This window comes from Paenibacillus herberti, assembly GCF_002233675.1.
In the GTDB taxonomy this organism is placed as follows: Bacteria; Bacillota; Bacilli; order Paenibacillales; family Paenibacillaceae; genus Paenibacillus_O; species Paenibacillus_O herberti.
This window is the reverse complement of the sequence record NZ_NMUQ01000001.1, coordinates 2,143,399-2,169,869: the sequence shown is the minus strand read 5'-3', so window position 1 is coordinate 2,169,869 and position 26,471 is coordinate 2,143,399. Positions and strand designations below refer to the sequence as shown.

The following is a 26,471-nucleotide window of genomic DNA, read 5'->3' as shown; positions in this document are numbered from 1 at the left end:
CGGGCCAAAAGAAGCTCGATGCGCTGGAGCTGGCATCCGGAAAGAAAAAAAGCCTGAAGCGCCGGAGCTGGATCCGGGACGCCTCAGGCTTTTTGGCTAACCGAGGAAGCGCTTGATAAGCTTCAACTTCTCCGGTCCGTAAGGAGGGAACATGAAGCTGTTGCTGAGCTTGAAAGTGCGAAGCACGACACTTTTGCGATGGGAGAACAGCTCGTAGCTGTGGCGGCCGTGGTAGGCGCCGATGCCGGAATTACCAACGCCGCCAAAAGGCAGATTCGTATTGACGAGATGGGATAAGGTGTCATTGACGGAGCCGCCGCCGAAGGAGCAGCTCTCCAGCACTTTATCCGTGACATCCCCATTATCTGTGAACAAATAGAGCGCCAGCGGCTTCGGCCGGCTATTCACCAGCTTAATCGCCTCATCGATATTGTCCACCCCGATAATTGGCAATAGTGGACCAAACAATTCATCTTCCATCGATGCCGAGGAATGGAAGTCAGAATCCAGCAGCGTCGGCTCGATGTACAGCCCCTCGCGATCTCTTTTGCCGCCGAAAACGATTTGCTCTTGGTCACGAAGAAGGATGTCAGCCAGACGATCGAATTGACGCTCGTTGACGATCCGCCCGAACTCGGCCTTGGAGGGGTCTGTACCGTAAAAAGCGGTTATCGCCTCACCGAGGTGGCGGATCAGCTCTTGCTTGACACTTTTCTCCACGAGCACGTAATCTGGCGCGATGCAAGTTTGCCCGGCATTGATGAGCTTGCCCCAGATCATTCTTTGCGCGGTAATTTTCAGATCAGCCGAGCGTTCAACGATAGCCGGACTTTTTCCGCCCAGCTCCAGCGTGACTGGAACGAGATTTTTGGCCGCGGCCGCCATGACGATGCGCCCAACCGGTACGCTGCCAGTGAAGAAAATATAATCAAAGTTGGACTCGATTAGCGCCGTGACGGTTTCCTTTTCACCTTCAACAACTCGAATATAACTAGGCTCAAACGTATCCTCAATCATATCCCGCACAACGGCGGACACATGAGGCGTGTTCTCAGAAGGCTTCAGCACCGCGCAATTACCGGCGGCGATTGCACCGACGAGCGGTTCAACGAGCAGATGAAACGGATAATTAAACGGGCCGATAATAAGCACCGTGCCATATGGCTCACGGTAAATACGGCTTTTGGCCGGAAGATGGAAGAGGGATGAGCGAACCCGTTCAGGCTTAGCCCAGCGGCGCAGTTTTTTGGCCATTTCCTTGATGCTGCCCATCGTAAGACCAATTTCGGACATATAGGCTTCAGCCGGAGCTTTGTGCAAATCCTTGTACACCGCCTCGAGCAGAGGCTGTTCATATTTGCGGATGGCGTCGCCCAGCCGGTTCAGCTGAGTGATGCGGAAGTCGATGGAGCGGGTGCTGCCACTTTCAAAATAGCTTCGATGCTCTGCAAGCATCGTGTCGACATCGGCATGGGTAAGCGGGTTCATCTCTTGGCCTCCATAGGTGAAATTGAATCCGATTGGGGGGGACATTCTGCCTCAACTACGGATAACAGCTCCCTCAAAAGAGCGACAGGCTCCTCAAGGCTGAGGGAATAGTACCTCATCTTGCCACGCTGCTCACAAGTGATGAATCCCCCCTGAAGCAGCAGCTTGAGATGATGAGATACGGCGGGACGGCTGATGCTGAGCCGGGCGGTCAGCTCATTGACCGGCATAGCACCGTTCTCATGGAGCAGCAGGACAATATCCTGACGATGCGGATCGGAGAGGGTCTGGAATACCGGCAGGCATTCCCGAAACAGCTTCATCGCGAGCTTGCCCATGGGGATTCTCCTTTGCTGGATCTAAGGTCGATAGGTTTAAAAACTTAAACCTGTTCGTAATAAGCTGATTATAAGTAAATCTCAACAGAAACGCAAAAAACATCCCGCCTCCTAAGGTGGGGAGGGCGGGATGCCATATTAGGCTCTGAACAGCTGATCGACCGTCTCGCGGTCAAGCTTGCGAACGAGCGCAGTCAGCAGCTCGGCAGCTTTATCGAAGTCACTGCGGGACATGACAGCGTTATGGCTGTGAATATAACGGGTAGCGAAGCCGACGGATAATGTCGGGCAGCCAATGCCGCTTGTATGGAACTTGCCGCCGTCGGTTCCACCGCCTGTCATGGCGTCGAACTGGATTTTGATACCCAGCCCCTCGGCTGTATCGACAGCGAGACGACGCAAGCCGCTATGCGAAATCATGCTGGAGTCCATCAGCAGAATGAGCGGTCCATCGCCGACATTGCAAGTCATTCCCGATTCGCTGCCCGGTGTGTCATAGGCGATGCCGACATCGAGCGCAAACGCGATATCCGGCTGTACCAGATTGGCTGCCGTGCCGGCGCCGCGCAGGCCGACTTCTTCTTGTACGGTAGCACCAGCGTAAACGATATTTGGATGTGACCCTTCCTGCAGACGGGAAAGCACTTCTACAGCCAACGAGCAGCCGGCGCGGTTGTCGAGCGCTTTGCCTGCCCATAGTTCGCCGCTGCGCATCGTGAAGAAATCGCTGACCGGTACGATCCAGTCGCCGGGCCTGATACCCATTTCACGGGCATCCTCTTCATTTTTGGCGCCGATGTCTATGTACAGATCTTTGAGTTGGAGCACTTTACTCCGCTCGTTCGGCGTCAGTACATGGGGCGGTTTGGAGCCAATTAGGCCGATATGGTCACCTTTACGAGTTTTTACGAGCACTCGGTGTGACAGCAGATTATGCGGCCACCAGCCGCCGAGCTGAGTGAAACGCAGGAAACCTTTAGCGGTAATTTGCGTCACCATGAAGCCGATTTCGTCTAGATGGCCGGCGAGCATGATTTTCGGTCCTGCTTCAGCACCGGTCTTGATGCCAAACACACTTCCCAATCGGTCTGTTATAATTTGCTCGCTCAGCGGCTCTAAATAACTTTTCATAAGATCGCGAACCGCGCCTTCATGCCCAGGTACTCCATCGCATTCCGTCAGTTCTTTCAGTCTTTGCTCCATTTGATCCATAACTTTGCCCCATTCCTTTCTTTGTGCCAAGTCTAGTCTATTTCCATGGGTTCGTTTCTATCCTAGCGGGTTCCTGCCCGGAAAAAAAGGGCCCTCACGGGCCCTTTCATGCAAGGGAGCTGCACTAGGCCTAAGCTGTCCGCCTGAGCAGCAGGTAAACGAAATAGGGTGCGCCGATAAAGGCGGCGACAACTCCGGCGGGAACGCCGCTCGGGTCGGCCAGATTGCGGCCGATCGTGTCCGCCGCGAGCAGCAGCCAGCCGCCGATCAGCATCGCAATCGGCAGCGACAGCTGATTGCGAGGTCCGACGAGCGCCTTAGCGATATGCGGCGCCATCAATCCGATAAAGCTGATACCGCCGGTAACCGCTACTGAAGATGCGGCCAGCGCTACGGCGGTGATGAGCAGCCAGATGCGTTCTTTTTGCACGGGCAGGCCAATACCTACCGCGACCGGCTCGCTCAGCTCCAGCAGGTTCAGCTGGTTAGCTTTGTACAGAGTGAACGGGATAAGAATCAGCAGCCATGGCAGCAGAGCCCAGATAAAAATCCAGTCTGTTCCCCAGATGCTGCCAGCCAACCATTTGGCGATAAAATCGACCTTTTCCCGCTCCGCGACCGAGGAGATGATCACCGTCATGATGCCGGAGATCGATAGGGAGAAGCCGATGCCGATTAGTACGAGCCGTACCGGATTAATTCCCTCTCCTTTGCGGAAGGAGAATAAGTAGATGAAAAATGCGGTGAGCATTGCGCTCAAGAAAGCAACTGCTGTAAGTAAAAAGACGAAATTACCGGGTTCGATCGGCATGTACAGGAAGAAAACGGCGACCCCGAGGCCAGCGCCAGCATTAATACCGATGATGCCCGGATCTGCCAAATCATTGCGAGTAATGCGCTGCAAAATAGCACCCGAAAGAGCGAGGCCAACACCGGCCAGCATCGTGATGAAAATACGGGGCAGGCGAATCGTGAACAGGATAAAATCTTCTTTGCGCGAACCGTCCCCGAACAATACGGGCAAAAGTCGTTTATAACCGAGCGAAGAATAGCCCCATCCTGCACTGATGAACATGGTCACGAGGATGAGTAGGAACAGGACGACGAGTGCGATGCGCTGCTTGCGACGTGCGGAAGGGACCATTATTTAAGCGCACCTCCTTGGCGGTTGACGATCCAGAGGAAAAATGGCAAGCCGAGCATAGCGACTATTGCGGTCAGGGAAGTTTCATAAGGCGCATTAATTGTGCGTCCGAGTGTATCGGCGACCAGCATCAATGCTGCACCAGCCACGGCGGATACGGGCAGGACGAATCGGTAATCCGGCCCGGTCACAGTCCGTGCGATATGAGGGATTAACAGCCCGACAAAAGCCATATTGCCAACTAGTGCCACTGAAGCTCCAGCGAGCAAAATAACAACGATGAACAGCATTGTTTTGGCGCGTGCGGTGTTCTGGCCGAGGCCCGCGGAAACTTCTTCGCTCATGCTCAGCACGGTCAGTTGTCGCGACAGCAGCAGAGCGGCGATGATGCCGAGCCCAATGACAGGCGTAATAATAGCGAGTTGCTTCCAAGTCGTACCGATGACTCCACCGGCGTTCCACATATTGATCTCCTGCGAAATTTTAAAATGAAGACCGATCGCCTCAGCTGCTGCGAAGAGCAGAGCCGATATGGCCGCACCAGCCAGTACGATGCGCAGCGGAGAGAAGCGGTTCTGCTTGGAGGCGCTCACACCAAAGACGAGTAAAGCCGCTACACCTGCTCCGATAAAACAAGCTACCATTATGCCCATATAACCGGCCCCAGGGAAAAAGGCAATAGTGACGGCGAGCATCAAATTCGCACCGGCGGTCAAGCCGAGCAGGCCGGGATCGGCCAGCGGATTGCGAGTCATGCCTTGCATGACAGCTCCAGATACGGCAAGCCCAGCGCCTACGGCCATTGCTGCTAGTTCACGCGGCAGCCGCAGCTCGCGTATTGTCAGCACAGCTTTTTCGGAAGAGTTGGAGAACAGGGCGAGCCAAACATCCCGAAAAGTCGTATCTGCCGCTCCGAAAGTAAGCGAGATCAAGAAGCAAAGGGCCAGAATGGCGAGCGAAGCTGCCAGTTTCCAGCCAAAAAATTGTCCGCGACGCTTGTTAGTCGCCTCATGCATGGCATTCATCACCCTATCCGTCGTCATTTGAATAGTTAAAAGGAACTCTTGAGGGTCTCAAGAGTTCCTCTTCCCTGTACTTACCTTAATTACCGAGGAATTTCTCTTTGAAGAATTCCAATTGGAAGTCAAGTGTAATGGGGTCGTTGAAGTAGAATTCTTTGGCGTCGGCTTCAAACACTCGGCCGTTCTTAACAGCTGGCATGTTTTTGTAGGAGTCTGTTTGCTGGAAGCTGTTCTCCTGGTCAAAATACTTACTAATAATTAGGTAGTCACCGGCATACTGGGATAAAACCTCGGTGGACAGGGCGTAGTAACCGTCCTTAAGCGCCATTTCTTTGACTTTCTCCGGCATGTTCAGCTTCATTTCTTGATAAAGGATTTCTGTACCACGGCCCCAGTTGTCGCCGAACACGTACATTTGATTATCAAAGCTCTCCACGACGGATACCGTTTTGTCTCCGATTTTTGCGCGGATCTGCCCGCCTGCATCAGCGGCGCGCTTTTTAAAGTCATCAATCCACGCCTGGGCTTCCTTTTCCTTGTTGAGCAGTTTGCCGATTTCCAGATGCTGCGTTAGGTAATCAACTTTGCCGTAAGTATAGGTCACCGTAGGTGCAATCTCTTGCAGTTTGTCTAGGTTTTTAACGGTAGACAAGCCGATGATGAGATCTGGATCAAGCTCGATGATTTTCTCGACGTTCTCTTCGCTAACTTCTTCGACGGAAGCAATCTTGCCCTGGTAGCGCGGATTCGCCTTGGACCAGCTGTCTACACCAACGAGCGGTACATCCAGTGCCATAACGTTGCCAGCATAAGAGGATACAACGACGACGCGCTGCGGATTGGCAGGCACCTCAATTGGTCCCTTCTCGGACTGGTAAGTAATCGTGCCGCTTGCTGCTTCGCCGGAAGCAGCATTATTCGCTGCTGTATTAGAGGCAGCCGTATTCTCAGAGCCGGCACCTGCTGTGTTGCTGCTATTGTTTACATTGCCTTTACTTCCGCAAGCGGAAAGCACTAGCATGAAAATCAGAACAAGGGGAAACCAAATCTTTCTCATGATGACAGCTCCTCAGAAGTGATAATGATTATCAATACCGTTAATCACTATATAAGGCTCTGGCGGATCTGTCAACCTGTTATTTGTTCTAACCTATATAGAACATCATCAAGTTAAGCATTAAAGGGGAGGATTGCCAAAGTAGCAGAAAACAGGTAAAGTAATTGAGAATGATAATCATTTATTGTGGGGGTGCCAAATATGAGTGAAGCATCGCAGAAGCTCGAGCCTGGTGAGAACCTGGAGCAAGAAGAGATATTCGAGATAACAATTATCGGAGGCGGCCCGGCAGGGCTGTACTCCGCTTTTTATAGTGGACTACGGGGCATGAAAACGAAGATCATTGAGTACCAACCGATGCTTGGAGGCAAAATTCACGTGTACCCCGAGAAGATCATCTGGGATGTAGGCGGACTTACTCCCGTGCCCGGGGAGCAGCTGATTGAGCAACTCGTCAAGCAAGGACTAACCTTTAACCCGGATGTCGTACTGGGCGAGAAAGTGGAGCAGATTGTAAAAGGGGGGGATGGAATCTTCCTGCTAAAGGGGTCCTCCGGCCGCATTCATCGTTCCCGCACGGTAATTGCCGCAGTCGGCGGAGGCATTCTGAACCCGCAACGGCTGGATATCGAAGGCGCAGAGCGCTTCGAGGTGGCCAATCTCAACTATACGGTAAAATCGCTCAAGCAATTCAAGGACAAAATTGTGCTTATATCCGGTGGAGGCAACTCTGCGGTCGATTGGGCTAACGAGCTGCTCGCTGTTGCCAAGCAAGTTTATGTTGCCTACCGCAAGGAATCGCTTTCCGGTCATGAGGCCAGTGTGGACCAACTGCTCGGCAGCTCGGCGCAATGTCTTTTCAACACTTCCATTACTCGGCTTATCGCCGTGCCTAGCGGAGAGCGGATTGGTAAAGTAGAGCTAACCCATGCCGTTACGGGCGAAAAGACGGAGCTCGAAATTGACGAGGTTGTCATCAACCACGGTTATGAGCGGGAATCTTCACTGCTAGACGACAGTCCTTTGGAACTGGAACGAGTGGATGATTACTATATCAAAGGCAACGGCTCCGGTGAGTCTTCGGTACCCGGGTTTTATGCAGCTGGAGACATCCTTATGCAAGAGGGCAAGCTGCATCTGATTGCTGGAACATTCCAAGATGCGGCCAATGCGGTCAACAGAGCAAAACTGTTTGTTCAGCCTCAAGCGGATGAGACGGGCATGGTGTCCTCCCACAATGATAGGTTCAAAGAGCGCAACCGTGAGATTGTAAAACAGCTAATTAACAACTAATAAATAGAAGTGCTCAGTCCGCCCGGAATGTCCGGGTGGGCTTTTTGTGCTTGAGACAGTCGCTTTAACGATAGCTCTTTCCTGCCTACACTAGCATTTTACATTCTGTTAATAGATTACGACTCTGTTGTTAACCAAGCTTTTATACACTTGAACGGAACGGGTTGGGATTATGAAGCTTATAAGTTATTGAAGCGTACCAAGGGGGAATGGCAATTGCGGATCAGGGATAGAGGCGGATGGGGCGGCATGAAGTGGCGGCTGATCGTGAGCTTTGCCGCGATAACTCTGCTTTTCTTGGGTTCAGCCTTTTTTCAGTACGGTAAGATTGGTGAAGTCCGGCAGTCGATGAACTTGCAGAAACAGGGGATGGAGAAGCGGATCGCCGCTGTTAAAATCAATCAATTCCTCCAGGAGCTGAGCAGTATTGAGGATGAACTGGAACGGGAAAATGATGCGGAGCAAATAAAGCCGTTCCGGCAGATTCACGCTGCATTGACAAAGGAACTGGCCAAGCTTGATTTCAGTGGCAGCTCGGCTGCCCAGGAGGATCTGCAGGCTCTGCGAGCCAAATCGGCCGATTATGCCGCTGATGTTGAGGAAATGACAGCTCAGTTGCAGGATAAAAATGCTGATCCACTGATCGTGAAGGCACGGCTGGATGAGCTACATACATTGGTCACAGCGGATAATCAGAACATGCAGGACATAAGCAATCGGCTGAGCGTGGCAGCTGACCGTAAAGCTTCACAGGCTCAAGTGGGCTCGTTCAAGCTGCTTCAGGAAACGCTTGTCGTCTCGGAAATTGCGGCGGTTCTTGTCCTACTGATTACAGTAGTAGTAGCGTTCATTCTGATCCGTTCTTTTGTTTCCAGCATTGGACGGTTGCAGAAAGCGGTCGGGGCATTGGCCCAAGGTGATTTTCGCGAGCGGATTGGTTCGGATCGCAAGGACGAGCTTGGCCGCTTAAGTCAGCAATTCGATCTTATGGTGGACAAGGTTCACGGTATGCTGGAGCGAAGTCGGGGAATCGCTGTCTCGATGCTGGACAACTCTGGCGATTTCAGGGAAGCAGCGACGGTCACAGCTCGGGCGAATGAAGAAATTATCAAGTCAATCCACGGTATTGCGGATGGCGCCGAGAAGCAGAATGAGCTGTCGGATGAAACTCGCACACTGATTGAAGGACTTGTAACCGAGGTGGATGGAATCGGAAGACTAGCCGGCGTTATGATGGAGTTGAGGCAACAGGCAGAGGAAAACACCGGCCGTGGATTGGAGGCAGTAAGGGAGCTGCAACAGGTATCTCGGACAACGAGCGTCAAGGTGGACGTCATGTACCGGGAGCTGGATACGCTTAGCAGCCACTCCATGAAAATTTCCGGCATCACAAAATCGATGATCGAACTATCCTCACAGACCCAAGTATTAGCGCTTAATGCCTCTATTGAAGCTGCGCAGGCTGGCGTTTCGGGCAGAGGCTTTGCGGTCATCGCTGATGAGGTGCGCAAGCTGTCCATCCAGTCCAAGGAATCCTCTGTCGTCATTGGCACGCTGATCAAGCAGCTACAAGATGGGATGGAGGGGTTCAGAGCGGCAATGGAGGACAACCGGAGGCTTTTGCATGCCCAGAACGAGCAGACCGGGTTGACTATGGGCAGCTTCGAGGCGATAGGAGCTTCCATGGGGCAGATCAGCAGTGGAATCGAAACGTTGTATGGACAGGTGGACCGTACCCGCAGCAGTTGTGGCCAGTTGAGGAAATCTGCTGTGCAAGTATCGGATATAGCGGAAAGCACCTCCGCGGCCGCGCAGCAAGTGCTCGCCTCTGGAACGCTGCAGGATGAAGAGATACGTAAAATTGCCGGGCAAGCTTTGCAAATCCATGATATGTCGAGAAGTCTCTCCGGCGAGATCAGTCTGTTTCTTCTCCAGGAAGCGACCGATAACTCGTCAGAGCAGAAGTTAAACGGGACAACCGGTAAAGCAGCCTAAAAAAGGGCTACCCCAAAAAGCCTCTAAAACTAGCTGGTGACCAAAAATTAGAGCGGCAATAACAAAACGGGGCAAAGCTGAGCCATGCTTAGCTTCGTCCCGTTTGATTTCTTCTCCAACAGTCCCTTTTTTGCCGATTATTTTTTTAATAAAGGTTTTCCATCCTGATCAACCAATACGGTAAGTCCTGAACCTACATTTGGATATATAGCCAACAGATATTGCACTCCAGTTTCTTTATCCGTAATGACATTTGCCATTGTTGCACCTTTAGCAGCAACACTTTCGACTTCAAATCTGACTTCTTTTGACATAATAAGTCCCTCCATATCTCGTTTTCCGGTACTACTTAGGTACCTATATAGGTAACCGTTTTTCAAATCAAAGCATCGAGGCAATCAGAACAGAAAGAATTGTACCTAGACCATTTGCCAAGTTTTATTGGCATGATCTTAGTGTATCCTTGCCAAGTTTTATTGTCAATATTTGTGAGCGGAGTGTGTACAAGCATTCCTATAATGAACTCATGCGAACAACCATGCGAACGGCTTCTTTTCGTTTGTAAAAACAAAAAAAGGCTGCCCATAGTCATCTTCATGACGTATGGGACAGCCCTTGTGCATTTTAAACGTTGCATATTCGAAAACTCACAGCGTGTGGGTTTACCGTGCTGTAGGAATGTCAACTTGAGGATTGGTATCCCGCTCGTAGTCGACGCCGCTAGTCTCAAAGCCGAACAGCTGGAAGAATTCCTTACGGTAGCCTTCCAAGTCGGTCATGCTCTCGATGTTAGTGGTGTCAACCTCGCTCCAGATGCGAGCGACTTCTTGCTGCACATCATCACGAAGCTCCCAATCATCAATGCGGATGCGGCCCTTCTCGTCGATTGGGGTTCCGGTTTCCTGATACAGCTTCTCAAAAAGACGCTGTGATTGCTGAATCGTGTTCTCATGCAGTCCTTTTTCTTTCATGACCTTGTAGAGAGCCGATACATAGAGCGGAACAACGGGAATAGCTGAGCTGGACTGTGTCACAAGCGCTTTGCTGACGGTCACATAAGCCCGTCCACCGAGCGGGGACAACTGCTGCTGAAGCTGCAGCGCGGTATCCTCCAGGTCATCCTTCGCTTGGCCAATCGTTCCTTCGCGGTAAATGGCCTGAGTAATCGAGGAGCCGATATACGAATAAGAAATAGTAACCGCTCCTTCGGCAAGTACGCCGGCTTCTTGCAGACGCGTCATCCAGCGTTGCCAGTCGGTTCCGCCCATGACGGCCACCGTCTGAGCGATATCATCGCCTTCAGCGGGTTCAAGTGTGATGTCACTCACTTCGCCGGAGTGGAAGTTGACTGTTTTGTTCGTGTAAGGAGCTCCAATCGGCTTGAGCACCGAATTGTACGTCTCGCCGGTGTCCGGGTCGACGCGGCGGGGAGCCGCCACGCTATATACGACCAGATCAACCTGGCCGAGCTCCTCAAGGATCGCCTCGATGACGCGATCCTTAGTCTCGTCAGTGAAGGCATCGCCGGTAACGCTAAGCGATTTCAAGCCGGCTTCGGCTGCTTTGCTTTCAAAGGCAGCGGAATTGTACCAGCCGGCAGAAGCAGTCCGCTTCTCCGTCGCGCTGCCGGGACGGAAGACACCAATCGTCGATGCTCCAGCGCCGAAGGCGAGAGCGATGCGGGCTGACAAGCCGTATCCCGTTGATGCACCGAGGATAAGGGCACGTTTTGGTCCATGCCATTTGGGTTGGGTTTGTATGTAATCGATCTGCTCCTGGACTTGTTTGGCGCAACCCTCCGGGTGAGCCGTTGTGCAGATGAAGCCGCGTGTTCTTGGTTTGATGATCATGATCAGGCGTCCTTTCTCCAACTATAGATTAGGAATGGATGGTAATTTTCTTGGTGCTGCTGCTTTCATTTTACGGGATTATCGGCAAAAGGGAAACCAGACCCCATCTGCGCCTGATGGAGAGGCGGGCGATTGGACAAGCTAACGGGGCTGTTTCTCAGCCCAGCCGACGGTAAGGTCGGCGGCAATTCGCGGAAGCGCATGGAGGTGAGCGGAATATGGCAAAGGGCGGAAAACACTCCTTCGAACATAAACAAGCGGGCATGGCCCAGCGATCCAAGGAAGCGGAAAATCGCACAGCGGCGAGCACCAATGAAAACCGGAACCAAAAGGGACATGTGCCGAACAGTCCTTCAACAGGTTAACGATTAATTACAGCAAGTAGCATATTGGAGTATACCCTAAGCACAAGCTTTGCAGAAGCAGTTCGAAGCCCGCGTTGCCGAGGCGGCGGGCTGCTTTTGCTCGTAATGAGGTTGAAGTACGATCTACATAGGGTATAGGGTAGAATAATAATTCCTGAATTGTCTTTAGCAAGACATATGGAGAGAAGGCGAGGTCTTTAATTAGAATGGATACTGCTGCAAGCAAAGAAATCGTTGTTATTACAGGAGCCGGATCCGGTATCGGCAGAGGACTGGCGCTGGCCTATGTGGGTAAGGGAGACAAAGTAATCCTCGCCGACGTCAGCATAGAAGGGCTGGCGCAGACGCTTGAGCTCATCCGCAAAGCAGGCGGAGAAGCGTATCCTTACGAAATCGACCTAAGCCGTCCCGAGGACATACAAGAACTTTTCAAACGTGTGCGTGAAGAGCATGGTGAAGCCAGCGTGCTGATCAACAATGCCGGTATCAGCCCCTTTAAGTCGCTTTGGGAGCTGAAGGTGGAGGAATGGGACCAAGTGCTGAATACTAATCTGAGAGGAGCTTTCCTCTGTAGCCGCGAGGCGGCAACGGGGATGAAGGAGCGTGGCATCCGGGGCCGGATCGTTAATATTGCCTCGACCCGGGCTTTCATGTCCGAGCCGAATTCAGAGGCATATGCCGCTTCCAAAGGTGGAATGATCGCACTCACCCACGCGATGGCGATGTCGTTTGCTCCATATGGCATTCGCGTCAACTCCGTCAGCCCGGGCTGGATCGCAACCGGCGATACCGCCGCTCTTAGCCAAGAGGATCATGAGCAGCATCCGGCGGGAAGAGTCGGAAAACCGGACGATATATCTCGGGCCTGCTTCTACTTTACCGATGCGGCCAATGATTTTGTAACCGGTCAGAACATTACGGTTGACGGCGGCATGACTCGCAAAATGATTTACGCGGAATAATCAACAGTGGATAGCAGAGCGACAAAATGTGTTTTGTGCAAATGGGGCCCATCAGCGTGGTCTGGTTGGCCTTATTTGTGTTCGCTTTCTGGCAGTAGATTGGATAATGCTTCCCTATTATCTTGAATGTGGCCGGAAGGGACAGCTGGATGAGTCCGCTGCTAACCTGCCTAATCGGAATCCTCTGGATCAGCTTCCCCCTTTATGGCACGTTGAAACGGCTGAAGGAGCCTTCTGGACCATGGTCGAGCGGAAGCTCGGAAAGGCGGGCGCTTGGCTCATTAAACTGCCTATGCTTGTCATTTTGCGGGGCATAGCCTTTACTGCATTAATTGATTCCATCTCCTGGTCCAAAACAACCTACCTTCCTTGCTGCTTCATTTTGAGCCAGTCAAAGATGGCGGGAATCTATACGAGGCGTTGTTCAGCGGTCTCCAAAGTTTATGACCGAAATTCAATCATGCCTATTGGAAACAGTTGATGCAAAGCGGAACATGGACGCCTCAGGAAGGTGATCTGCAAATCAAGGTTGAGTTCGACCTGACCCATAGCGGGAAATTTAACTTAACTTAATTATTAAAGGTAGTGAATGAGCAGGCGGACAAACAGTCAAGCCTGATTCGGCGAGCATAAGATACTCTATCATAATGGGTAGAGGAGGTAGATGCGGTGAAGGAAAATATCGCTGTATCCTTGTTCGCCGTAATCGGCTCGATCGTAAGCTTCTCGTTCGGCATTTGGCAGGAATCGCTGACGCTGCTGTTAGTATGCATGATGGTGGATTATATCTCCGGAATTGCGGCATCCTTAAAAGAAGGGCGCGGACTTAGCAGCACGATCGGATTCTGGGGGATTGCTCGAAAAGGGCTGACGTTGCTCGTCATTTTAATTGCTCACCGCATCGATGAGCTTCTAGGCGGTGGGAGAGCGGTCATGAGTGCGGCAATCTATTTTTATACCGGCAACGAGCTGTTGTCGATTACAGAAAATTATGCGCGGATTGGGTTGGCACTCCCTGCAAAGCTGAAGGAATTCATTGAAGCTTTCAAACGCAAAGATAACTGACAGACACGGAATGTTCATGAATTTGCCATAAACGAGCCTTAATCTTATGAATGCAAGCGGTTAAAGCTTGTGAATTCCCCCTATATTTCGGTATATTAGCAATAGCTTTGGACAAAACTGGGTAATTATCAATGCACAAAGGGGAGCAATAACCTCATGAAATGGATCATGTCTATTCTGCTTATTATCACGGCTGCGCTCGGCATCTATATGCTGACGATCGGCTTGCCGAAGCCTCCTAAGGATGAGACAGCTGGGCTTCCAGAAGGTGTAGAGCTGCTCAAAATTGTTGGAACCGGTGACTTCAAATTCGACAAGCCAGAGTATGTTGTTAAGGCCGGACAGAAGTACAAAATGGTGCTGACCAATAAAGGTGGCATCCATGGCGTAGGCGTCAAAGAGTTCGGAATTGACCTGAAAGATGAAAAGATGGAGCAGGAAGTTGTCTTTGACAAGCCTGGACGTTACGAACTCCATTGCTCGGTTATGTGCGGCGTTGGTCACGCTGATATGAAGTCGGTTCTCGTCGTTGAATAGAAGGTTGCAGAGAGCGTTCCCTCGTGGGGCGCTCTTTTTTGTAGAAGAGGAAACAAGAAAACCCGGTCTAGACAGCGGTATCCTTAAACAGGATGGCGCTGCTTGAGCCGGGACTTATCATGCCTTGTCAGGTTATTGCTTGCCCTCAGGCGCGTCTGCGCTTGCGGTCTGCGGCAATCAATCGATCGCATACGTAGCCGATTACGGCATAACAAACGATCGTCAGCGCATACATGACCACGATCGGTGTAGCATGGATATCGTAGAAGACGTCGGAAATCCAGGCCGGTGGGCTGAACATGAAAAAGAACAAATTATGTGGATCATAGCCTGTTGAGTTGAACAGGCACAGGATAATGCTGAGTGCCACTGCTGCAATTGTAACTGGATAACGCATCGGTGAGGCTCCCTTCTGCCGGCATTGCCGAAACGTACGGCTTGCGTTATTATGGGTCAAAAGGGCGCCGGACATGCAGAAAGCTGGACAAGCATGGGACGCCCTGCAGCCCGACGAAGGGCATTGATCCGATTGGGGGAGCGTTTACAGTATGCTGACACATATCGTCTTTTTCCGTTTGAAGGACCGTACTCCGGAAAGTGTAGAGCGCACGGCAGCCGTGTTGCGCAACATGGAGGGCAAAATCGAGGTATTGCGTCATCTGGAAGTCGGCAAGGACATCGTTCACTCGGAACGTTCTTATGATATTGCTCTGGTGACCAAGTTTGATTCTTTGGAAGCGCTTGGAGAATATCAGGTTCATCCCGTTCATCAGGAAGTTATCCGTCATATGAATGAAGCTCGCGAATCGTCGATCGCCGTGGATTACGAGGCCTAGTTCGGGCAAGGGAGGAGCAGGCAGGCCATGGAGGAGCAGTCGCTCGGAGAAGATTTTTACATGATGATTACGTATTTATTTGTTGTTGTACTCAGCGGCATCATTATGATTGCTTGGCTGAAGCGTCGCGGCAAAAAAAAGAATAAGCGATAACGGAGGCGGCTCATGTATTATGTGAACGTGCAAGATATCCGCCTGCGACTGGATGCCATCCCGGAGCTTGTACAAGCGCTGGATCAGCTGACTTCGGAATGGAATGGCACGCTCCTGCAAGGGCTGGCGCAGGAACGATTGCTGCATTTGGCGATTGAAACCGTTACCGATGTCGGCAGCTGTCTGATCGATGGTTATCTGATGCGGGATGCCAGCAGTTACAGCGACATCATCGAGATTATCGGCGGAGAAGAAGTGATTGACGGGGAGCTAACTCGTCAGCTATGCCGATTGGCGGAGCTTAGGCGCCCGCTCGTGCAGGAATATTACAACTGGCCCCGCGAGCAGCTCCATCCTGACACGGCTCGCCTTGCGGCATGGCTGAGCAGCTTCAAGCTGCAAGTGGAGCAGTATTTGAAAAAAGAGCAGTAGAAAAGCCGTTCAATTGAATGATTAGATCAGCCGAATTGATCGGCCTGTTATGAGAGGTCAACCAGAATGCTCTGGTTGGCCTATTTTTTGTTTTTAGCCGATTGTTGGGTAATCTGTGTCAAGCCAAGCCCATGCTGCTTATACTGTCACCAGGAATGTGGGCGCCCGCCCGGTTCCAGAACAGGAACAGACGTGGAGGTGAGAAGCATGGAATGGTGGATTGCGGTGTGCGCCGTTGTGCTGAGCGCATCTGCAGCATGGACATCGTGGCAGGCCGCACGCCTGATGCGGCGGCTCGGCAGCCTCGTCGTAGAGCTCGAAGCGGGCTCAGCGGCGGCGCTCAAGGAAATTACCGGCCTAGCCGCGGATGCAAGAGGTGCGTTGGAGCCGATGCAGGACGCGGCTCTGCAGGCAAAGCGGCAGTTGGATGGGCTGGCATCGCTGGCGGAGGCGGCCGGTTCGCTGCGGGCTGCGGCGGACACGGCTGGAGCGACAGCGCTAAGGATTGTCGATGGGGCTGCTAGTACGGCTGATGCGGCGGCAGAACGGATGCGCCAGGCCGCTGGTAAGTACCGTCCTCAACTTGAGGAAGCGATCGGCATTGCCGATGCGGCTCTCGAGGGCTGGATGTACATTCGCAGTGCAGCCGCCAAGCTTAGAACGTCTGCATGTTCTGACCGTGAGATTGGGAACCCTATAGCTGAAAGGAGAGAACAAACATGATTAAATCAAGATCGAAGAAAAGCGGTGGCTTTTTGCTAGGAGCATTGGCGGGGGGCATCATCGGTTCGGTAACGGCGCTGTTGTTTGCTCCGAAGGCAGGCAGCGAGCTGCGTGCAGATATTGGCGATCGTGCTACCAGAGCGGCAGATCAAGCTAGTCAACTGGGCGAAAAGATCGGCAGCACAGCGACGCATGCAGCTAGACAAACGGTTGAAGGCGCAGCTGCGCTGAAGGAAAAAGCGCTTAATTCAGCCGACAGCCTGGCTTCCGGAATAAAATTCTGGGAACGCAAAGCGGATGCCGGATTAGAAGTTGTTGTGTCTTCAAGTGCTTCTGCGACCGGCGAAGCCGTGGAGTCTTTCCAAGAGCTCGCAGGAAGTCTGCCAGATCTGGATATCAGCAATGATGAGCCAGAGCTTATCATGAGTGAAGAAACTCGGGAAGAAAAGTTCTAAAAGCGAGAGTACGGCGCGGGCAGCGGGTTCGCTCTTTAGCGTCTGACCGCTCCAGATCAGCTCATTCATCCGGCATGTAACAAGCAAGTCGGATGAGAGGGCTGTACCGGTCAGCGCAGCTCATTCATGTCGGCTGGCATAATGCGAAGGCGGCATCCCGAATGAACGCCTGAAAATGCGCTGAAAATAAGAAACTTCCCCATAGCCGAGATAATCGGCTATTTCTTCTATTGTGAGAAGCGATTCGGTTAACATATATACAGCGGTTTTCATCCGCTGCGTATGTACATATCCGCTGATCGTCTGGCCGGTTCCCTGACGAAAAAGTGTAGCTGCGTAGTTGGGCGTACGCCCGATGCAGCGCCCAAGATCCTCCTTGGTTACCTTTTCCCGGTAGCGATCCTGGATAAATTCCTTCATGCGTTCCAGATGACGAGCTGTCGCCGGTGCAGCAGCTCCAGTTGAATTCTCGCGGCTCCAAAGCGCCAGCAGCTCAAGTACGATGCCCCAACCTCTAATCGTTGAATTGGACAAACGCTCCTTGTCTTCCTCAGCCAACGTCCGGAATCGCTCCAGCATCCAGTCGTATCGAATCGTTTTAAGGGATTGATGAGCTGCAGGCAGCTCCAACTGCCGGATTTCATCGCGATCAACCGTGAAACCTAGTACATAAAGCTCATATACTTTGCCTTCTTGTTGAACGACCGAGGGCTGGGAACCAGGAGGAAGATAGGCAAGCTCTCCCCGGCGGAGGGCGATAGGCTCGTCCTTACCGGCCAACTTTAACTGGATGCCGCCGTAGGTCATGAGTAGCAGCATTCCTGAATGATCTTGCAGCATTGGCCTCACCGCAGCTGAGTGCATGACTGGATGCCGTCCTTGAAATCGGCTTATCGTCCATTGCATCTCTCTTTTACCTCCTTACGGGTTAGCATGTATCCCTAAATCGTACTATAGGTTTTTAATTATACTATAGCATGTCGAATCCTGGCGAATGCGGAGGTACAATAGAAGCAGTATGTATAGGAGGCTATAACTGTGACTATTAGAAAAACAAAAATCATCTGTACGCTGGGACCTGCAAGCGAATCGCTGCCCGTCCTGATTCAAATGATCGAGGCCGGCATGAATGTAGCCCGCATCAATATGGCTCACGGAGAGCTCGAAGATCATGCAGGACGCATTCGCATCGTGCGCGAGGCTGCGGCAGCAGCTGGAGCAGTTGTGCCTGTACTGATGGACATCAAGGGACCGGAAGTTCGCATCGGCAAACTTCGTGAGCCTTATGTCACGCTCGTTCCTGGCGAAGAGCTTATCCTGACGACCGAGGAGCTGGAAGGAGACGCTTCCCGTATCGGAGTCAACTATCCTGGCCTGCCTGAGGATGTGTCGGAAGGCAGCACGATTTTGATCGATGACGGTCTTATCGAGCTGCAAGTGCTGCAATCCGGCGGCACGGAAATTCGCTGCCGTATCGTGAGCGGCGGCTTGCTCAAGCCTCGCAAAGGCGTCAATCTGCCAGGCGTGCGCACTCGCCTTCCAGGCGTGACGGAGCGCGACGTCAAACATATTCATTTTGGCATCAAGGAACAGGTTGACATCATCGCAGCTTCCTTCGTTCGTAAAGCAGAGGACATTATCGAAATTCGCCAGATTCTGGAGGAGAACGGTGCTGGACATATCCAAATCATCTCCAAAATCGAGAATGACGAGGGAGTAGAAAACCTGGACGCGATTATCGAAGTTTCTGACGGCATCATGGTCGCAAGGGGCGATCTCGGTGTGGAGATTCCGGTCGAGGATGTACCGGCGCTGCAGGAGCAAATGATTCATAAATGTAATCTGGCTGGAAAGCCGGTTATCGTCGCAACACATATGCTGGAATCGATGCAGGTTAACCCGCGTCCAACTCGTGCTGAAGTGAGTGACGTTGCTAATGCTGTTATTCAAGGCACGGACTGCATCATGCTGTCCGGAGAAACGGCTGCAGGCAAGTATCCTGTTGAATCGGTGCGTCGTATGGCCACGATCGCAGCCAAAACGGAATCGCTAGTCGACTATCGCCTGCAATTCCGTACTCGCCAGGTGCTGCACGCAACGACGACTACGGAAGTGATCAGTCAGGCAGCTGTAGGCTCCTCGCTGGATCTGGACGCTAAAGCGATCCTGACGCCGACGGAATCCGGTTTCACGGCGCGCATGGTCTCGAAGTACCGTCCAAAAGCTCCGATTATCGCAATCACTCCAGAGCCTAAGACGATCGCTAAGCTTTGCTTGCTGCGTGGTGTCATTCCGGTGCATGGCGAGAGAGCTAGCTCGACGGACGAGCTGTTGCAATCGGCGATTGTAGACGGTGGCAAAACCGGGCTGCTGAACGAAGGCGATTATGTTGTCATCTCCTCCGGTGTGCCAAGCGGCAAATCAGGAGCAACAAACCTGATCAAGATTCAGCAGGTTTAAGGTTTTAGGCTTCAACGTATAAACAAAACGATTAAGGGGCGGTTCCAAAAGTCATCTTTAGATGACTTAGGGGCTGCCCCTTAATTATTTAGGCAGCCAGTACCATATAGGCTGGGGCTGCAGATTTGACCATGAATTTACTCAGGAGCCAAGTTCATCGGCGATTTTCTGCCGATAGGCCGTAGGCGACAGGCCGGAGTTGCTCCGGAAATGCCGGGAGAAATAAAGCGGATCAGCATAACCGCAAGAGGAGGCGACCTGCTCGATCGTCAAATCAGTAGCAGCAAGCAGATCGGTTGCTCTTTTCATTCGAAGCTGCTGCAAGTATTGCATAGGAGAGAGCCCGGTAAATCGGCGGAACAGCTTGGACAGATGCGTTCGGTGATAACCGAGAGAGTGGGCAAGCTCCTGAATGGACACCGGCTCCGCAATATGCGTCTGCAACCAGCGCGCTGCCTGATCCACCTGCCGCTTTGCCGCCGCAGAGGAATGGGGCGCGGGTCTTGTACGATGCGGTTGCAGCCTTGCGAATTCGCCCAGAAGTAGTCTCAGCCAGCCGCTCGCCTCCATATCCGTTACGGCGGCGCTGGCTTCTCCGACGAGCGCTCCCTGGAGTCGATCATAAAAAATAAGTGCGCTATTCCCGTTAACTCCGGTTAATACCGGATGCTCGGGGGTCAGTCCGACCTCCGACATGAGCTGCAGCGCGGCATAACCGCGAAACGCGACCCATTTATACGTCCAGGGCTCAATACGATCCGCCTCATAAAGGAAAAGCTGACCTGGAAAAATGACGAATGTATCTCCGGCCGCTAATGCATGCTGGGCACCATCGCAGTTAAACATGCCTTGTCCGCTTATGATGGTATGAACGAGGACATAATCATGGATTCCAGGTCCAGTACGTTGGCCGATTACCGGGCTTCCTACTCCGCTGAACAACACGGTCAGCTCACTGGCTTCTGCAGGTTCACGGTTATCGCTGACTTTAAAAAAATAGTGATCCGATAGCGTGTAGGTTTCCATCCTCGCACCTTTCTCTGGCAGAAAGCCAGTTTGGATTTTTCCTTCAACGATATAGGAACAAACGACAAATGTCCATCCATAAGCTTCAAACTTCCATTGTGCCGCTACCGCGCATCTTTTATAGTCTAATTGTGGATTACGGCTTTGCAGAAGCGATCAATCGGTCGATTGAAAGCGATTGCCTGAGAAGCTTATTGAACGACATTAGTCACGGTAAATGAGGAGGATATAAGTGAATAAAATTACGTTTTTAGGTGCAGGCAGCACGGTGTTCGCTCGCAATGTATTGGGAGATGTGCTGCTGACCCCGGCACTCCAATCGTATGAGATCGCATTATTCGACATTAATCCAAATCGCGTTAGAGAATCAGAACAACTACTGAATGCCATCAAGAGGAATTGCGGCAGCACCTGTGCCATCAATGTATATGAGGACCGTAAGGAAGCGCTGCGTGGGGCTAAGTTTGTCATCAATGCGATTCAGGTCGGAGGTTACGAGCCTTGTACGGTGACTGACTTCGAGATTCCGAAAAAGTACGGACTCCGCCAGACGATTGCGGATACGCTTGGCATTGGCGGCATCTTCCGCAATTTGCGAACGATACCAGTTATGGAAGGCTTCGCACAAGATATTCGTGAGGTATGTCCCGATGCTTTGTTCATGAACTACACGAATCCGATGGCCGTTTTGACGAATTACATGAACACCTACGGCGGCGTGAATACAGTAGGTCTATGCCATAGTGTTCAAAGCTGTGTACCGCATCTGTTCCATGATCTTGGCTTGGATCACAGCGGAGTCAAGACCAAAATCGCCGGAATCAATCATATGGCCTGGCTGCTTGAAGCTACCCGGGACGGAGAGGATTTATACCCGGAGATCAAGCGCCGCGCTGCCGAAAAGCAGAAGGAAAAACATCATGACATGGTGCGATACGAGCTGATGTTCAAGTTCGGCCATTATGTCACCGAGTCCTCCGAGCATAGCGCCGAGTATCATCCTTATTTTATAAAGCGTAATTACCCGGAGCTCATTGAACGCTTCAATATTCCACTGGATGAATATCCGAGGCGCTGCGTGGGTCAAATCAATAGCTGGAACAGCCTTCGTGACGAACTGCTCGCCAACGCTGATCTCAGTCATACACGTTCTGAGGAATATGCCTCCTACATTATGGAAGCAATCGAGACGGATGTTCCGTTCAAAATCGGTGGTAATGTGATGAACACGGGCGGATTAATCACCAATTTGCCTCGCGAAGCCTGTGTTGAAGTCCCTTGCCTCGTTGATCGCGGTGGCATCCAGCCGGTTCATATCGGTGCGCTCCCGCCGCAGCTTGCAGCTCTCAATCGGACGAATATTAACACTCAACTGCTGACGCTGGAAGCGGCGGTCACACGTCGCAAAGAACATATTTACCAAGCGGCTATGCTGGACCCGCACACCGCTGCAGAGCTTTCCATGGACGACATCGTTTCCTTATGTGACGATCTGATCGAAGCGCATGGCGAGTGGCTGCCGGAATACCGTTAATAGTTTGTTTTGGAAGATGCATCAGCAAAACGGGAGGAGACTGAGCCAAGCTCAGTTTCCTCCCGTCTTCGTTTTTTTGCCGACGGTACTTCACGCGATCCCTTGAATCGATCTAAGCACATTCTTTCATATTCTTCTTGGGCATTTCTGCCTCTTGCCCTTAAAGCCTGTGCGTCCTCCGACCATTATGCTAAACTCCCTTTGTAAAATCTATTATGCCGAACGGTAAAGGCGGTGGACGTTATGCTAACCATGCTTATCGTCGACGACGACAAATTCGAACGAGAAGGTGTCCGGTACTTAGTCGATAAATTCGGTTTTAATCTGGAGATCCACGAGGCGGACAGCGGCGAGAGCGCGCTGGAGTTTCTGCAAAACGCCACGGTTGACATTATTTTGTCGGATGTCCGCATGACGGGAATGGACGGCTTGCAGTTGGTGGAGCATGTGAGAAGCCAGGGATTGCAGACTAAAACTATATTCATGAGCGCTTACGGCGAGTTCGAATACGCGCAGCGGGCAATTGATGTCAAAGCGATCCGCTATTTGCTCAAGCCGATCCAGGTGACGGAGTTTATTAAGGTGCTGTCGCTTGCCATTCAGCAGTGCGAGGAAGAAAGGCAAGAGCAGGCGCAGCTGGAGCGGATGGAGCAGGCCTACTTGCGGGAAACGCGTTACGAGAAAAACCGGCTGCTCGCAGACTTTATTCTCGGCAAAACGGAAGCGGTTTCCGGCTCCACTCCGCTCATCCCGCTGACCGAGCTTGGCGAACATCGCTGGCTGCGTATGTTCATGCTGGATGCGCGCAGCCGTTTTTTTGACCGCACCTCGCCAAATTTTGAGCAAGAATTGGCAGCAGCCACAGAACGACCCAGCGAGCTTGTGCATTTGAATGAGTTCCAGGCGCTGCTGCTGATGCATTCAACGCCGGATGAGTCGGCGGAGGAGCTGTCACAGCTTGCTGGCCGTTTGAGCGGCTGGTTCAAGGCCGGTTACGGACAAGACATCGCTATCGTTGTCAGCGGATTAATTGAGAACGCAGATCAGCTGTATCAGGAGTATCAAGCGATGGAGACGCTGCTGGGAAACAAGTTTTTCTGGGAGGAAGGAGCCGTAGTCCAGGCGAACCGGGCTATGGCTGCTGGTGAAGGCGATGTAACGACGGCCGTCAACGAGGTGCTGGAGGAGATCAAGCAGAATATCCGGCGCACTAGCTTCGACTATGCCCGTCTGCGCTTCGAGCAGCTGTTCGATACACTGCAGAGCAGCAGCAGGCTTTCGCCTGTTTACGTTAAGTATGTCTGTATGGAAGTGGTTAAGGCCAGCTTCGACGCTTCCGCCAAAAAAAACGCGGCGGCGTTCAATAAACAGCTGGAGCAGGTGCACAATACGGAAAGACTGGCCGATCTACGTCTCGTCATGGGGGCCATTCTAGAGGAGCAGGCGCAATCGGGCGCCGTGTTCCGCGAAGGGAAGTCCAAAGGCATCGAGGAGACGGTTCGCACGATCGAGCAGGATTATGGGAGCGATCTGTCGCTGGAGGCGCTCGCGGAACGGGTGTATTTGTCGCCGAGTTATCTCAGTTATTTGTTCAAAAAGGAAAAAGGCATCAGCATCAACAAATTCATCACGCTTTACCGGATGGAAAAGGCAAAGGAACTGCTGCTTTCCTCCAACCGGAAAGTCGTCGATATTGGTCCAAGCGTAGGCTACAGCAACATTCCCTATTTCATATCCCTGTTCAAAAGCCATTTTGGCAAAACGCCGGCGCAGTTCCGAGAGGAGTCCTGAGCGATGCGGCGGTTAATCGACCGGATGTTCAACCGGATGCGCTTCAAGCAGAAGCTGTTTCTATCCTACGTCGTTGTTGTCATCGTGCCGATCCTCATTCTTGGCTTCTACGCCTACAACCAGTCCAAAGCGATGCTGGAATATCAGACGATGGAGGGGATCGACAAAAATGTCGCAACGGTCACCGAAAGCATCGACAATTCCCTGGAAAATTACAATCATACCCTTCGTTCCGTCGTGTACAATGCGACCTTTCAAAAAATCGTCTCCAACGATTATCTCGATCTGGTCAATTTGTCGCGGGATCTGAACGGTTATTTGAGCCCCTATGTAAACATGATGAAAAATCTCGACAAGGGCATCGAAAGCATAACGATGTATACCCAGAACGACGTGCCGGAGTACGACACGCTGGTGCATTCCGCCACACGGGTGGAGCAGGAGTCATGGTACAAGGAGGCTGTATCGCCTCCGTACTCGGAGTACCGCTGGTTTTACGATGAAGACTTCATCGCCACCGCCCAATTTCCACGTCCTTACGGCAGCAAAAACACGAACCTCGTCACGATGCGCATCAAAGAGTCCCAGATTTTTAATACGGCGGACAAACAGTCGGACTACGGCCTTGTCATGGCGGATTCGCTCGGCCGGATTGTCTATACAAACGGAGCAGCGAATAAGCTGGCCGACTTTGACGCCACCGATATTTTGAACCGGCCGGAAGGTCTCGTTCAGCTCGGGGAGACGAAGCTCTTTCTGGCGAAAAAGCAGCTGGAGCAGGCGGACTGGACAATCTATCTATTCGTCCCGGCGGACAATGTATCTGCGGGGGCAGGCTCGATCATCCGGGCCACGCTGGGTATTACGGTTGTTTGCATTCTCATCCTATTGGTTATTATCTCGCTGTTCTCCCGCACAATGAACCGTCGCATCTCTACGCTAAATTCCACGATGAAGCGGGTGGAGATGGGGGATTTGAGCGTAAGGGTGCAAAGCGCCTCGCGCGACGAGATCGGGGAGCTGACGAACCGGTTCGGGAAAATGCTCGTCCGCGTCAACGAGCTGATTGAAGAGACTTATCAGAGTAAAATCGTGCAGAAGGAAGCGGAGCTTAAAGCGTTGCAGTGGCAAATTAATCCGCATTTTCTGTATAACACGCTCTCTTTCATCAACTGGAAAGCGTTGCGCAGCGACGCATATGAGATCAGCCATGTCGTGACTTCCCTGTCCCGGTTTTACCGGACGGCGCTCAATCGGGGCAACAACATCATCCCGGTGCGGGACGAGCTGGACAACATCCGTTCCTATATCGAGATTATTGGAGCGATGAACGATTACAGCTTCAACGTTGAGTTTGATATCGAAGAAGATGTATACGCTTACCATACGATCAATTTGATTCTTCAACCGCTTGTCGAGAACGCCATTCAGCATGGCGTCAACAAGCGGAAATCAGGAGGTGGCGTGCTGCATGTCAGCGCCTCTCTGAGGGGGGACGTCATCCTGTTTGCCGTGCGTGACAACGGGCCGGGAATGCCCTCCCATATCGCGGATGCCGCGGCGCTCACGCAGTTCGGAGGTTACGGCCTCAAAAACGTCGACGAGCGGATTAAGCTAAAGTTCGGAGCCGAATTCGGCATCTCCATCGAGAGCGTTCCAGAGCAGGGTTCATGCATTACCATCACCGTTCCGAGGTACATTTACCGAAGTGCGTAAAAAAGTGAAGCGTTTCCAAAATATTTGATAATTCCAGCTTCCGGTACCCTTGTTATAGTTGGGATAGGAGGCGAAAACGATGAAAGGGACAGGTGCACAACGCAGTCAGGGACAGCTAGGGAAGATCAAACAGTATCGTGCACTTCTGCTGATGCTGGTGCCGGCAATCGTTTATTATCTGGTGTTTCACTACGCGCCAATGTACGGCGTGCTCCTTGCTTTTAAAGATTTCAAAATTACGCAAGGGATATTTGGCAGCCCGTGGGCCGGGCTGGAGCATTTCCAGGCCATATTCTCCGACAGTTATTTCTACACCATTTTGAAAAATACGCTTGTCATCAGCCTGTACAAACTGGTCTTCGGATTTCCGATCCCTATCCTGTTCGCGCTGATGCTGAGCGAAATCGCCAGCATGAAATTTAAAAGGGCGGTGCAGACCGTGTCTTATCTGCCCCATTTCATTTCGTGGGTTGTGCTCGGCGGTATCTTTTTCACCCTATTCTCGCTCGAAGGCCCGGTCAACGCCATCGTCAAGCTATTCGGCGGAGATCCGGTGCTGTTCCTAGCCGACGACCGCTACTTCCGCTCCATTCTCGTCGCGACGAGCATTTTCCAAGGTTTTGGCTGGGGCTCAATTATTTATTTTGCTGCGATATCCAATATCGATCCGCAGCTGCACGAAGCTGCAATCATGGATGGAGCCGGACGGTTCCAGCGCATGTTCAAAATCTCGATTCCGATGCTCGCACCGGTCATCGCCATTATGCTGATTTTGTCCATGTCGGGCATTCTCGACGCCGGATTCGACCAGATTTTCAACATGTACAGCTCACAGGTATACAGCGTGTCGGACATCATCGATACGTACGTCTACCGCAAGGGCCTGATCGAGATGGATTACAGCTACGCTATCGCGGTCGGACTTTTCAAATCTGCTGTTGCGCTTGTCCTGATCGTAACCGTCAACACGGCGGTCAAACGGTTCGGCGGCCGCGACCACGCCCTGTGGTAATTTTA

28 protein-coding genes are annotated in these 26,471 nt (G+C 52.0%); 17 read left to right on the top strand and 11 right to left on the bottom strand.

The features are described 5' to 3' along the window. Nucleotides 1–96: 96 nt before the first annotated feature. From CGZ75_RS10020 to CGZ75_RS09995, 6 genes are all read right to left on the bottom strand, one after another. Nucleotides 97–1,488: an aldehyde dehydrogenase gene (locus tag CGZ75_RS10020; protein ID WP_089524037.1), complete on the bottom strand. Its 1,392-nt coding sequence runs from the start codon at nucleotides 1,486–1,488 to the stop codon at nucleotides 97–99. Next, entirely contained in the window at nucleotides 1,485–1,826 is a 342-nt protein-coding gene (locus CGZ75_RS10015; protein ID WP_089524036.1) for an ArsR/SmtB family transcription factor, read from the bottom strand. The genes CGZ75_RS10020 and CGZ75_RS10015 overlap by 4 nt, the downstream gene beginning before the upstream one ends. Nucleotides 1,827–1,964: 138 nt before the next feature. Next, on the bottom strand, nucleotides 1,965–3,038 hold the full coding sequence (locus tag CGZ75_RS10010; protein WP_089524035.1) for a M42 family metallopeptidase: 1,074 nt from the start codon (nucleotides 3,036–3,038) through the stop codon (nucleotides 1,965–1,967). A gap of 130 nt (nucleotides 3,039–3,168) precedes the next feature. Beyond that, a complete protein-coding gene (locus CGZ75_RS10005; protein WP_176444750.1) occupies nucleotides 3,169–4,182 on the bottom strand; it encodes a FecCD family ABC transporter permease in 1,014 nt (337 codons plus the stop codon). After that, on the bottom strand, nucleotides 4,182–5,198 hold the full coding sequence (locus CGZ75_RS10000) for a FecCD family ABC transporter permease (RefSeq protein ID WP_089524033.1): 1,017 nt from the start codon (nucleotides 5,196–5,198) through the stop codon (nucleotides 4,182–4,184). Before CGZ75_RS10000 ends, CGZ75_RS10005 begins: the two co-directional genes overlap by 1 nt. A gap of 85 nt (nucleotides 5,199–5,283) precedes the next feature. Further along, on the bottom strand, nucleotides 5,284–6,261 hold the full coding sequence (locus CGZ75_RS09995) for an iron-hydroxamate ABC transporter substrate-binding protein (protein ID WP_089524032.1): 978 nt from the start codon (nucleotides 6,259–6,261) through the stop codon (nucleotides 5,284–5,286). Nucleotides 6,262–6,501: 240 nt separating this feature from the next. Between CGZ75_RS09995 and CGZ75_RS09990 the strand changes: the two genes are divergently transcribed. Further along, nucleotides 6,502–7,554, top strand: a complete 1,053-nt coding sequence (locus tag CGZ75_RS09990) for an NAD(P)/FAD-dependent oxidoreductase (protein WP_089524646.1) — start codon at nucleotides 6,502–6,504, stop codon at nucleotides 7,552–7,554. Between the two features lie 216 nt (nucleotides 7,555–7,770). Then, complete coding sequence (locus CGZ75_RS09985; protein ID WP_089524031.1) at nucleotides 7,771–9,549, top strand: methyl-accepting chemotaxis protein; 1,779 nt, start codon at nucleotides 7,771–7,773, stop codon at nucleotides 9,547–9,549. Between the two features lie 137 nt (nucleotides 9,550–9,686). Here the strand turns inward: CGZ75_RS09985 and CGZ75_RS09980 are convergent, their stop codons facing one another. Next, nucleotides 9,687–9,863 carry a DUF6440 family protein gene (locus CGZ75_RS09980; protein ID WP_176444749.1) on the bottom strand — a complete coding sequence of 59 codons (177 nt, stop codon included), beginning with the start codon at nucleotides 9,861–9,863 and terminating at the stop codon, nucleotides 9,687–9,689. 348 nt (nucleotides 9,864–10,211) lie between these two features. Continuing rightward, complete coding sequence (fabV, locus tag CGZ75_RS09975; RefSeq protein ID WP_089524030.1) at nucleotides 10,212–11,399, bottom strand: enoyl-ACP reductase FabV; 1,188 nt, start codon at nucleotides 11,397–11,399, stop codon at nucleotides 10,212–10,214. Nucleotides 11,400–11,617: 218 nt separating this feature from the next. Here fabV and CGZ75_RS25175 point away from each other — a divergent pair, with 218 nt between their 5' ends. From CGZ75_RS25175 to CGZ75_RS09955, 4 genes are all read left to right on the top strand, one after another. Continuing rightward, nucleotides 11,618–11,764 carry a hypothetical protein gene (locus CGZ75_RS25175; protein ID WP_172832718.1) on the top strand — a complete coding sequence of 49 codons (147 nt, stop codon included), beginning with the start codon at nucleotides 11,618–11,620 and terminating at the stop codon, nucleotides 11,762–11,764. Nucleotides 11,765–11,970: 206 nt separating this feature from the next. Continuing rightward, on the top strand, nucleotides 11,971–12,726 hold the full coding sequence (locus tag CGZ75_RS09970) for an SDR family NAD(P)-dependent oxidoreductase (RefSeq protein ID WP_089524029.1): 756 nt from the start codon (nucleotides 11,971–11,973) through the stop codon (nucleotides 12,724–12,726). Between the two features lie 669 nt (nucleotides 12,727–13,395). Next, entirely contained in the window at nucleotides 13,396–13,791 is a 396-nt protein-coding gene (locus CGZ75_RS09960; RefSeq protein ID WP_089524027.1) for a phage holin family protein, read from the top strand. Nucleotides 13,792–13,947: 156 nt separating this feature from the next. Beyond that, nucleotides 13,948–14,328, top strand: a complete 381-nt coding sequence (locus CGZ75_RS09955; RefSeq protein ID WP_089524026.1) for a cupredoxin domain-containing protein — start codon at nucleotides 13,948–13,950, stop codon at nucleotides 14,326–14,328. A 145-nt stretch (nucleotides 14,329–14,473) separates the two neighbouring features. On the opposite strand, the gene CGZ75_RS09950 is transcribed toward CGZ75_RS09955, so the two are convergent. Further along, the gene (locus CGZ75_RS09950) at nucleotides 14,474–14,725 is read right to left on the bottom strand and encodes a hypothetical protein (RefSeq protein ID WP_089524025.1); all 252 of its coding nucleotides are present in this window, start codon (nucleotides 14,723–14,725) and stop codon (nucleotides 14,474–14,476) included. A 151-nt stretch (nucleotides 14,726–14,876) separates the two neighbouring features. On the opposite strand from CGZ75_RS09950, the gene CGZ75_RS09945 reads away from it, so the two are divergent. The 5 genes from CGZ75_RS09945 to CGZ75_RS09930 all read left to right on the top strand — a co-directional run bounded on the left by CGZ75_RS09945 (nucleotide 14,877) and on the right by CGZ75_RS09930 (nucleotide 16,927). After that, a complete protein-coding gene (locus CGZ75_RS09945) occupies nucleotides 14,877–15,164 on the top strand; it encodes a Dabb family protein (RefSeq protein ID WP_089524024.1) in 288 nt (95 codons plus the stop codon). A 27-nt stretch (nucleotides 15,165–15,191) separates the two neighbouring features. Continuing rightward, nucleotides 15,192–15,317 carry a hypothetical protein gene (locus CGZ75_RS26170; RefSeq protein WP_281255099.1) on the top strand — a complete coding sequence of 42 codons (126 nt, stop codon included), beginning with the start codon at nucleotides 15,192–15,194 and terminating at the stop codon, nucleotides 15,315–15,317. A 12-nt stretch (nucleotides 15,318–15,329) separates the two neighbouring features. Further along, the gene (locus CGZ75_RS09940; protein ID WP_089524023.1) at nucleotides 15,330–15,749 is read left to right on the top strand and encodes a DUF86 domain-containing protein; all 420 of its coding nucleotides are present in this window, start codon (nucleotides 15,330–15,332) and stop codon (nucleotides 15,747–15,749) included. Between the two features lie 207 nt (nucleotides 15,750–15,956). Next, nucleotides 15,957–16,472: a hypothetical protein gene (locus tag CGZ75_RS09935; protein ID WP_089524022.1), complete on the top strand. Its 516-nt coding sequence runs from the start codon at nucleotides 15,957–15,959 to the stop codon at nucleotides 16,470–16,472. Continuing rightward, entirely contained in the window at nucleotides 16,469–16,927 is a 459-nt protein-coding gene (locus CGZ75_RS09930; RefSeq protein ID WP_089524021.1) for a YtxH domain-containing protein, read from the top strand. The genes CGZ75_RS09935 and CGZ75_RS09930 overlap by 4 nt, the downstream gene beginning before the upstream one ends. Before the next feature lie 120 nt (nucleotides 16,928–17,047). Here CGZ75_RS09930 and CGZ75_RS09925 read toward each other — a convergent pair whose 3' ends face one another. After that, a complete protein-coding gene (locus CGZ75_RS09925; protein ID WP_245850764.1) occupies nucleotides 17,048–17,833 on the bottom strand; it encodes a helix-turn-helix transcriptional regulator in 786 nt (261 codons plus the stop codon). A gap of 138 nt (nucleotides 17,834–17,971) precedes the next feature. Between CGZ75_RS09925 and pyk the strand changes: the two genes are divergently transcribed. Then, nucleotides 17,972–19,387, top strand: coding sequence for a pyruvate kinase (pyk, locus tag CGZ75_RS09920; protein ID WP_089524643.1), 1,416 nt, complete (start codon nucleotides 17,972–17,974; stop codon nucleotides 19,385–19,387). Nucleotides 19,388–19,528: 141 nt separating this feature from the next. Here the strand turns inward: pyk and CGZ75_RS09915 are convergent, their stop codons facing one another. Further along, nucleotides 19,529–20,413 carry an AraC family transcriptional regulator gene (locus tag CGZ75_RS09915; protein ID WP_089524020.1) on the bottom strand — a complete coding sequence of 295 codons (885 nt, stop codon included), beginning with the start codon at nucleotides 20,411–20,413 and terminating at the stop codon, nucleotides 19,529–19,531. 68 nt (nucleotides 20,414–20,481) lie between these two features. On the opposite strand from CGZ75_RS09915, the gene CGZ75_RS25170 reads away from it, so the two are divergent. From CGZ75_RS25170 to CGZ75_RS09895, 5 genes are all read left to right on the top strand, one after another. Then, nucleotides 20,482–20,634 (top strand): hypothetical protein, encoded by a 153-nt coding sequence (locus CGZ75_RS25170; RefSeq protein WP_176444748.1) that lies wholly within the window; start codon nucleotides 20,482–20,484, stop codon nucleotides 20,632–20,634. An 11-nt stretch (nucleotides 20,635–20,645) separates the two neighbouring features. Then, complete coding sequence (gene melA, locus CGZ75_RS09910) at nucleotides 20,646–21,947, top strand: alpha-glucosidase/alpha-galactosidase (protein WP_089524019.1); 1,302 nt, start codon at nucleotides 20,646–20,648, stop codon at nucleotides 21,945–21,947. 243 nt (nucleotides 21,948–22,190) lie between these two features. Next, nucleotides 22,191–23,738: a response regulator transcription factor gene (locus CGZ75_RS09905; protein WP_089524018.1), complete on the top strand. Its 1,548-nt coding sequence runs from the start codon at nucleotides 22,191–22,193 to the stop codon at nucleotides 23,736–23,738. Nucleotides 23,739–23,741: 3 nt separating this feature from the next. Further along, nucleotides 23,742–25,454: a sensor histidine kinase gene (locus tag CGZ75_RS09900; RefSeq protein ID WP_089524017.1), complete on the top strand. Its 1,713-nt coding sequence runs from the start codon at nucleotides 23,742–23,744 to the stop codon at nucleotides 25,452–25,454. Between the two features lie 79 nt (nucleotides 25,455–25,533). Continuing rightward, complete coding sequence (locus tag CGZ75_RS09895) at nucleotides 25,534–26,466, top strand: ABC transporter permease (RefSeq protein ID WP_089524016.1); 933 nt, start codon at nucleotides 25,534–25,536, stop codon at nucleotides 26,464–26,466. Nucleotides 26,467–26,471 lie beyond the last annotated feature (5 nt).

Bases quoted from the DNA above. Each gene is read 5' to 3' on its own strand.
- CGZ75_RS10005 (WP_176444750.1), bottom strand. From the start codon at position 4,182: ATGGTCCCTTCCGCACGTCGCAAGCAGCGCATCGCACTCGTCGTCCTG.
- CGZ75_RS09935 (WP_089524022.1), top strand. From the start codon at position 15,957: ATGGAATGGTGGATTGCGGTGTGCGCCGTTGTGCTGAGCGCATCTGCA.
- CGZ75_RS26170 (WP_281255099.1), top strand. From the start codon at position 15,192: ATGGAGGAGCAGTCGCTCGGAGAAGATTTTTACATGATGATTACGTAT.
- CGZ75_RS09980 (WP_176444749.1), bottom strand. From the start codon at position 9,863: ATGTCAAAAGAAGTCAGATTTGAAGTCGAAAGTGTTGCTGCTAAAGGT.
- fabV (WP_089524030.1), bottom strand. From the start codon at position 11,399: ATGATCATCAAACCAAGAACACGCGGCTTCATCTGCACAACGGCTCAC.
- CGZ75_RS09995 (WP_089524032.1), bottom strand. From the start codon at position 6,261: ATGAGAAAGATTTGGTTTCCCCTTGTTCTGATTTTCATGCTAGTGCTT.
- CGZ75_RS09955 (WP_089524026.1), top strand. From the start codon at position 13,948: ATGAAATGGATCATGTCTATTCTGCTTATTATCACGGCTGCGCTCGGC.
- CGZ75_RS09970 (WP_089524029.1), top strand. From the start codon at position 11,971: ATGGATACTGCTGCAAGCAAAGAAATCGTTGTTATTACAGGAGCCGGA.
- CGZ75_RS09930 (WP_089524021.1), top strand. From the start codon at position 16,469: ATGATTAAATCAAGATCGAAGAAAAGCGGTGGCTTTTTGCTAGGAGCA.
- CGZ75_RS09925 (WP_245850764.1), bottom strand. From the start codon at position 17,833: ATGCAATGGACGATAAGCCGATTTCAAGGACGGCATCCAGTCATGCAC.
- CGZ75_RS10020 (WP_089524037.1), bottom strand. From the start codon at position 1,488: ATGAACCCGCTTACCCATGCCGATGTCGACACGATGCTTGCAGAGCAT.
- CGZ75_RS09905 (WP_089524018.1), top strand. From the start codon at position 22,191: ATGCTAACCATGCTTATCGTCGACGACGACAAATTCGAACGAGAAGGT.
- CGZ75_RS10015 (WP_089524036.1), bottom strand. From the start codon at position 1,826: ATGGGCAAGCTCGCGATGAAGCTGTTTCGGGAATGCCTGCCGGTATTC.
- CGZ75_RS09900 (WP_089524017.1), top strand. From the start codon at position 23,742: ATGCGGCGGTTAATCGACCGGATGTTCAACCGGATGCGCTTCAAGCAG.
- CGZ75_RS25170 (WP_176444748.1), top strand. From the start codon at position 20,482: ATGTCCATCCATAAGCTTCAAACTTCCATTGTGCCGCTACCGCGCATC.
- CGZ75_RS09915 (WP_089524020.1), bottom strand. From the start codon at position 20,413: ATGGAAACCTACACGCTATCGGATCACTATTTTTTTAAAGTCAGCGAT.
- CGZ75_RS10000 (WP_089524033.1), bottom strand. From the start codon at position 5,198: ATGCATGAGGCGACTAACAAGCGTCGCGGACAATTTTTTGGCTGGAAA.
- CGZ75_RS09940 (WP_089524023.1), top strand. From the start codon at position 15,330: ATGTATTATGTGAACGTGCAAGATATCCGCCTGCGACTGGATGCCATC.
- CGZ75_RS09895 (WP_089524016.1), top strand. From the start codon at position 25,534: ATGAAAGGGACAGGTGCACAACGCAGTCAGGGACAGCTAGGGAAGATC.
- CGZ75_RS09950 (WP_089524025.1), bottom strand. From the start codon at position 14,725: ATGCGTTATCCAGTTACAATTGCAGCAGTGGCACTCAGCATTATCCTG.
- CGZ75_RS10010 (WP_089524035.1), bottom strand. From the start codon at position 3,038: ATGGATCAAATGGAGCAAAGACTGAAAGAACTGACGGAATGCGATGGA.
- CGZ75_RS25175 (WP_172832718.1), top strand. From the start codon at position 11,618: ATGGCAAAGGGCGGAAAACACTCCTTCGAACATAAACAAGCGGGCATG.
- CGZ75_RS09945 (WP_089524024.1), top strand. From the start codon at position 14,877: ATGCTGACACATATCGTCTTTTTCCGTTTGAAGGACCGTACTCCGGAA.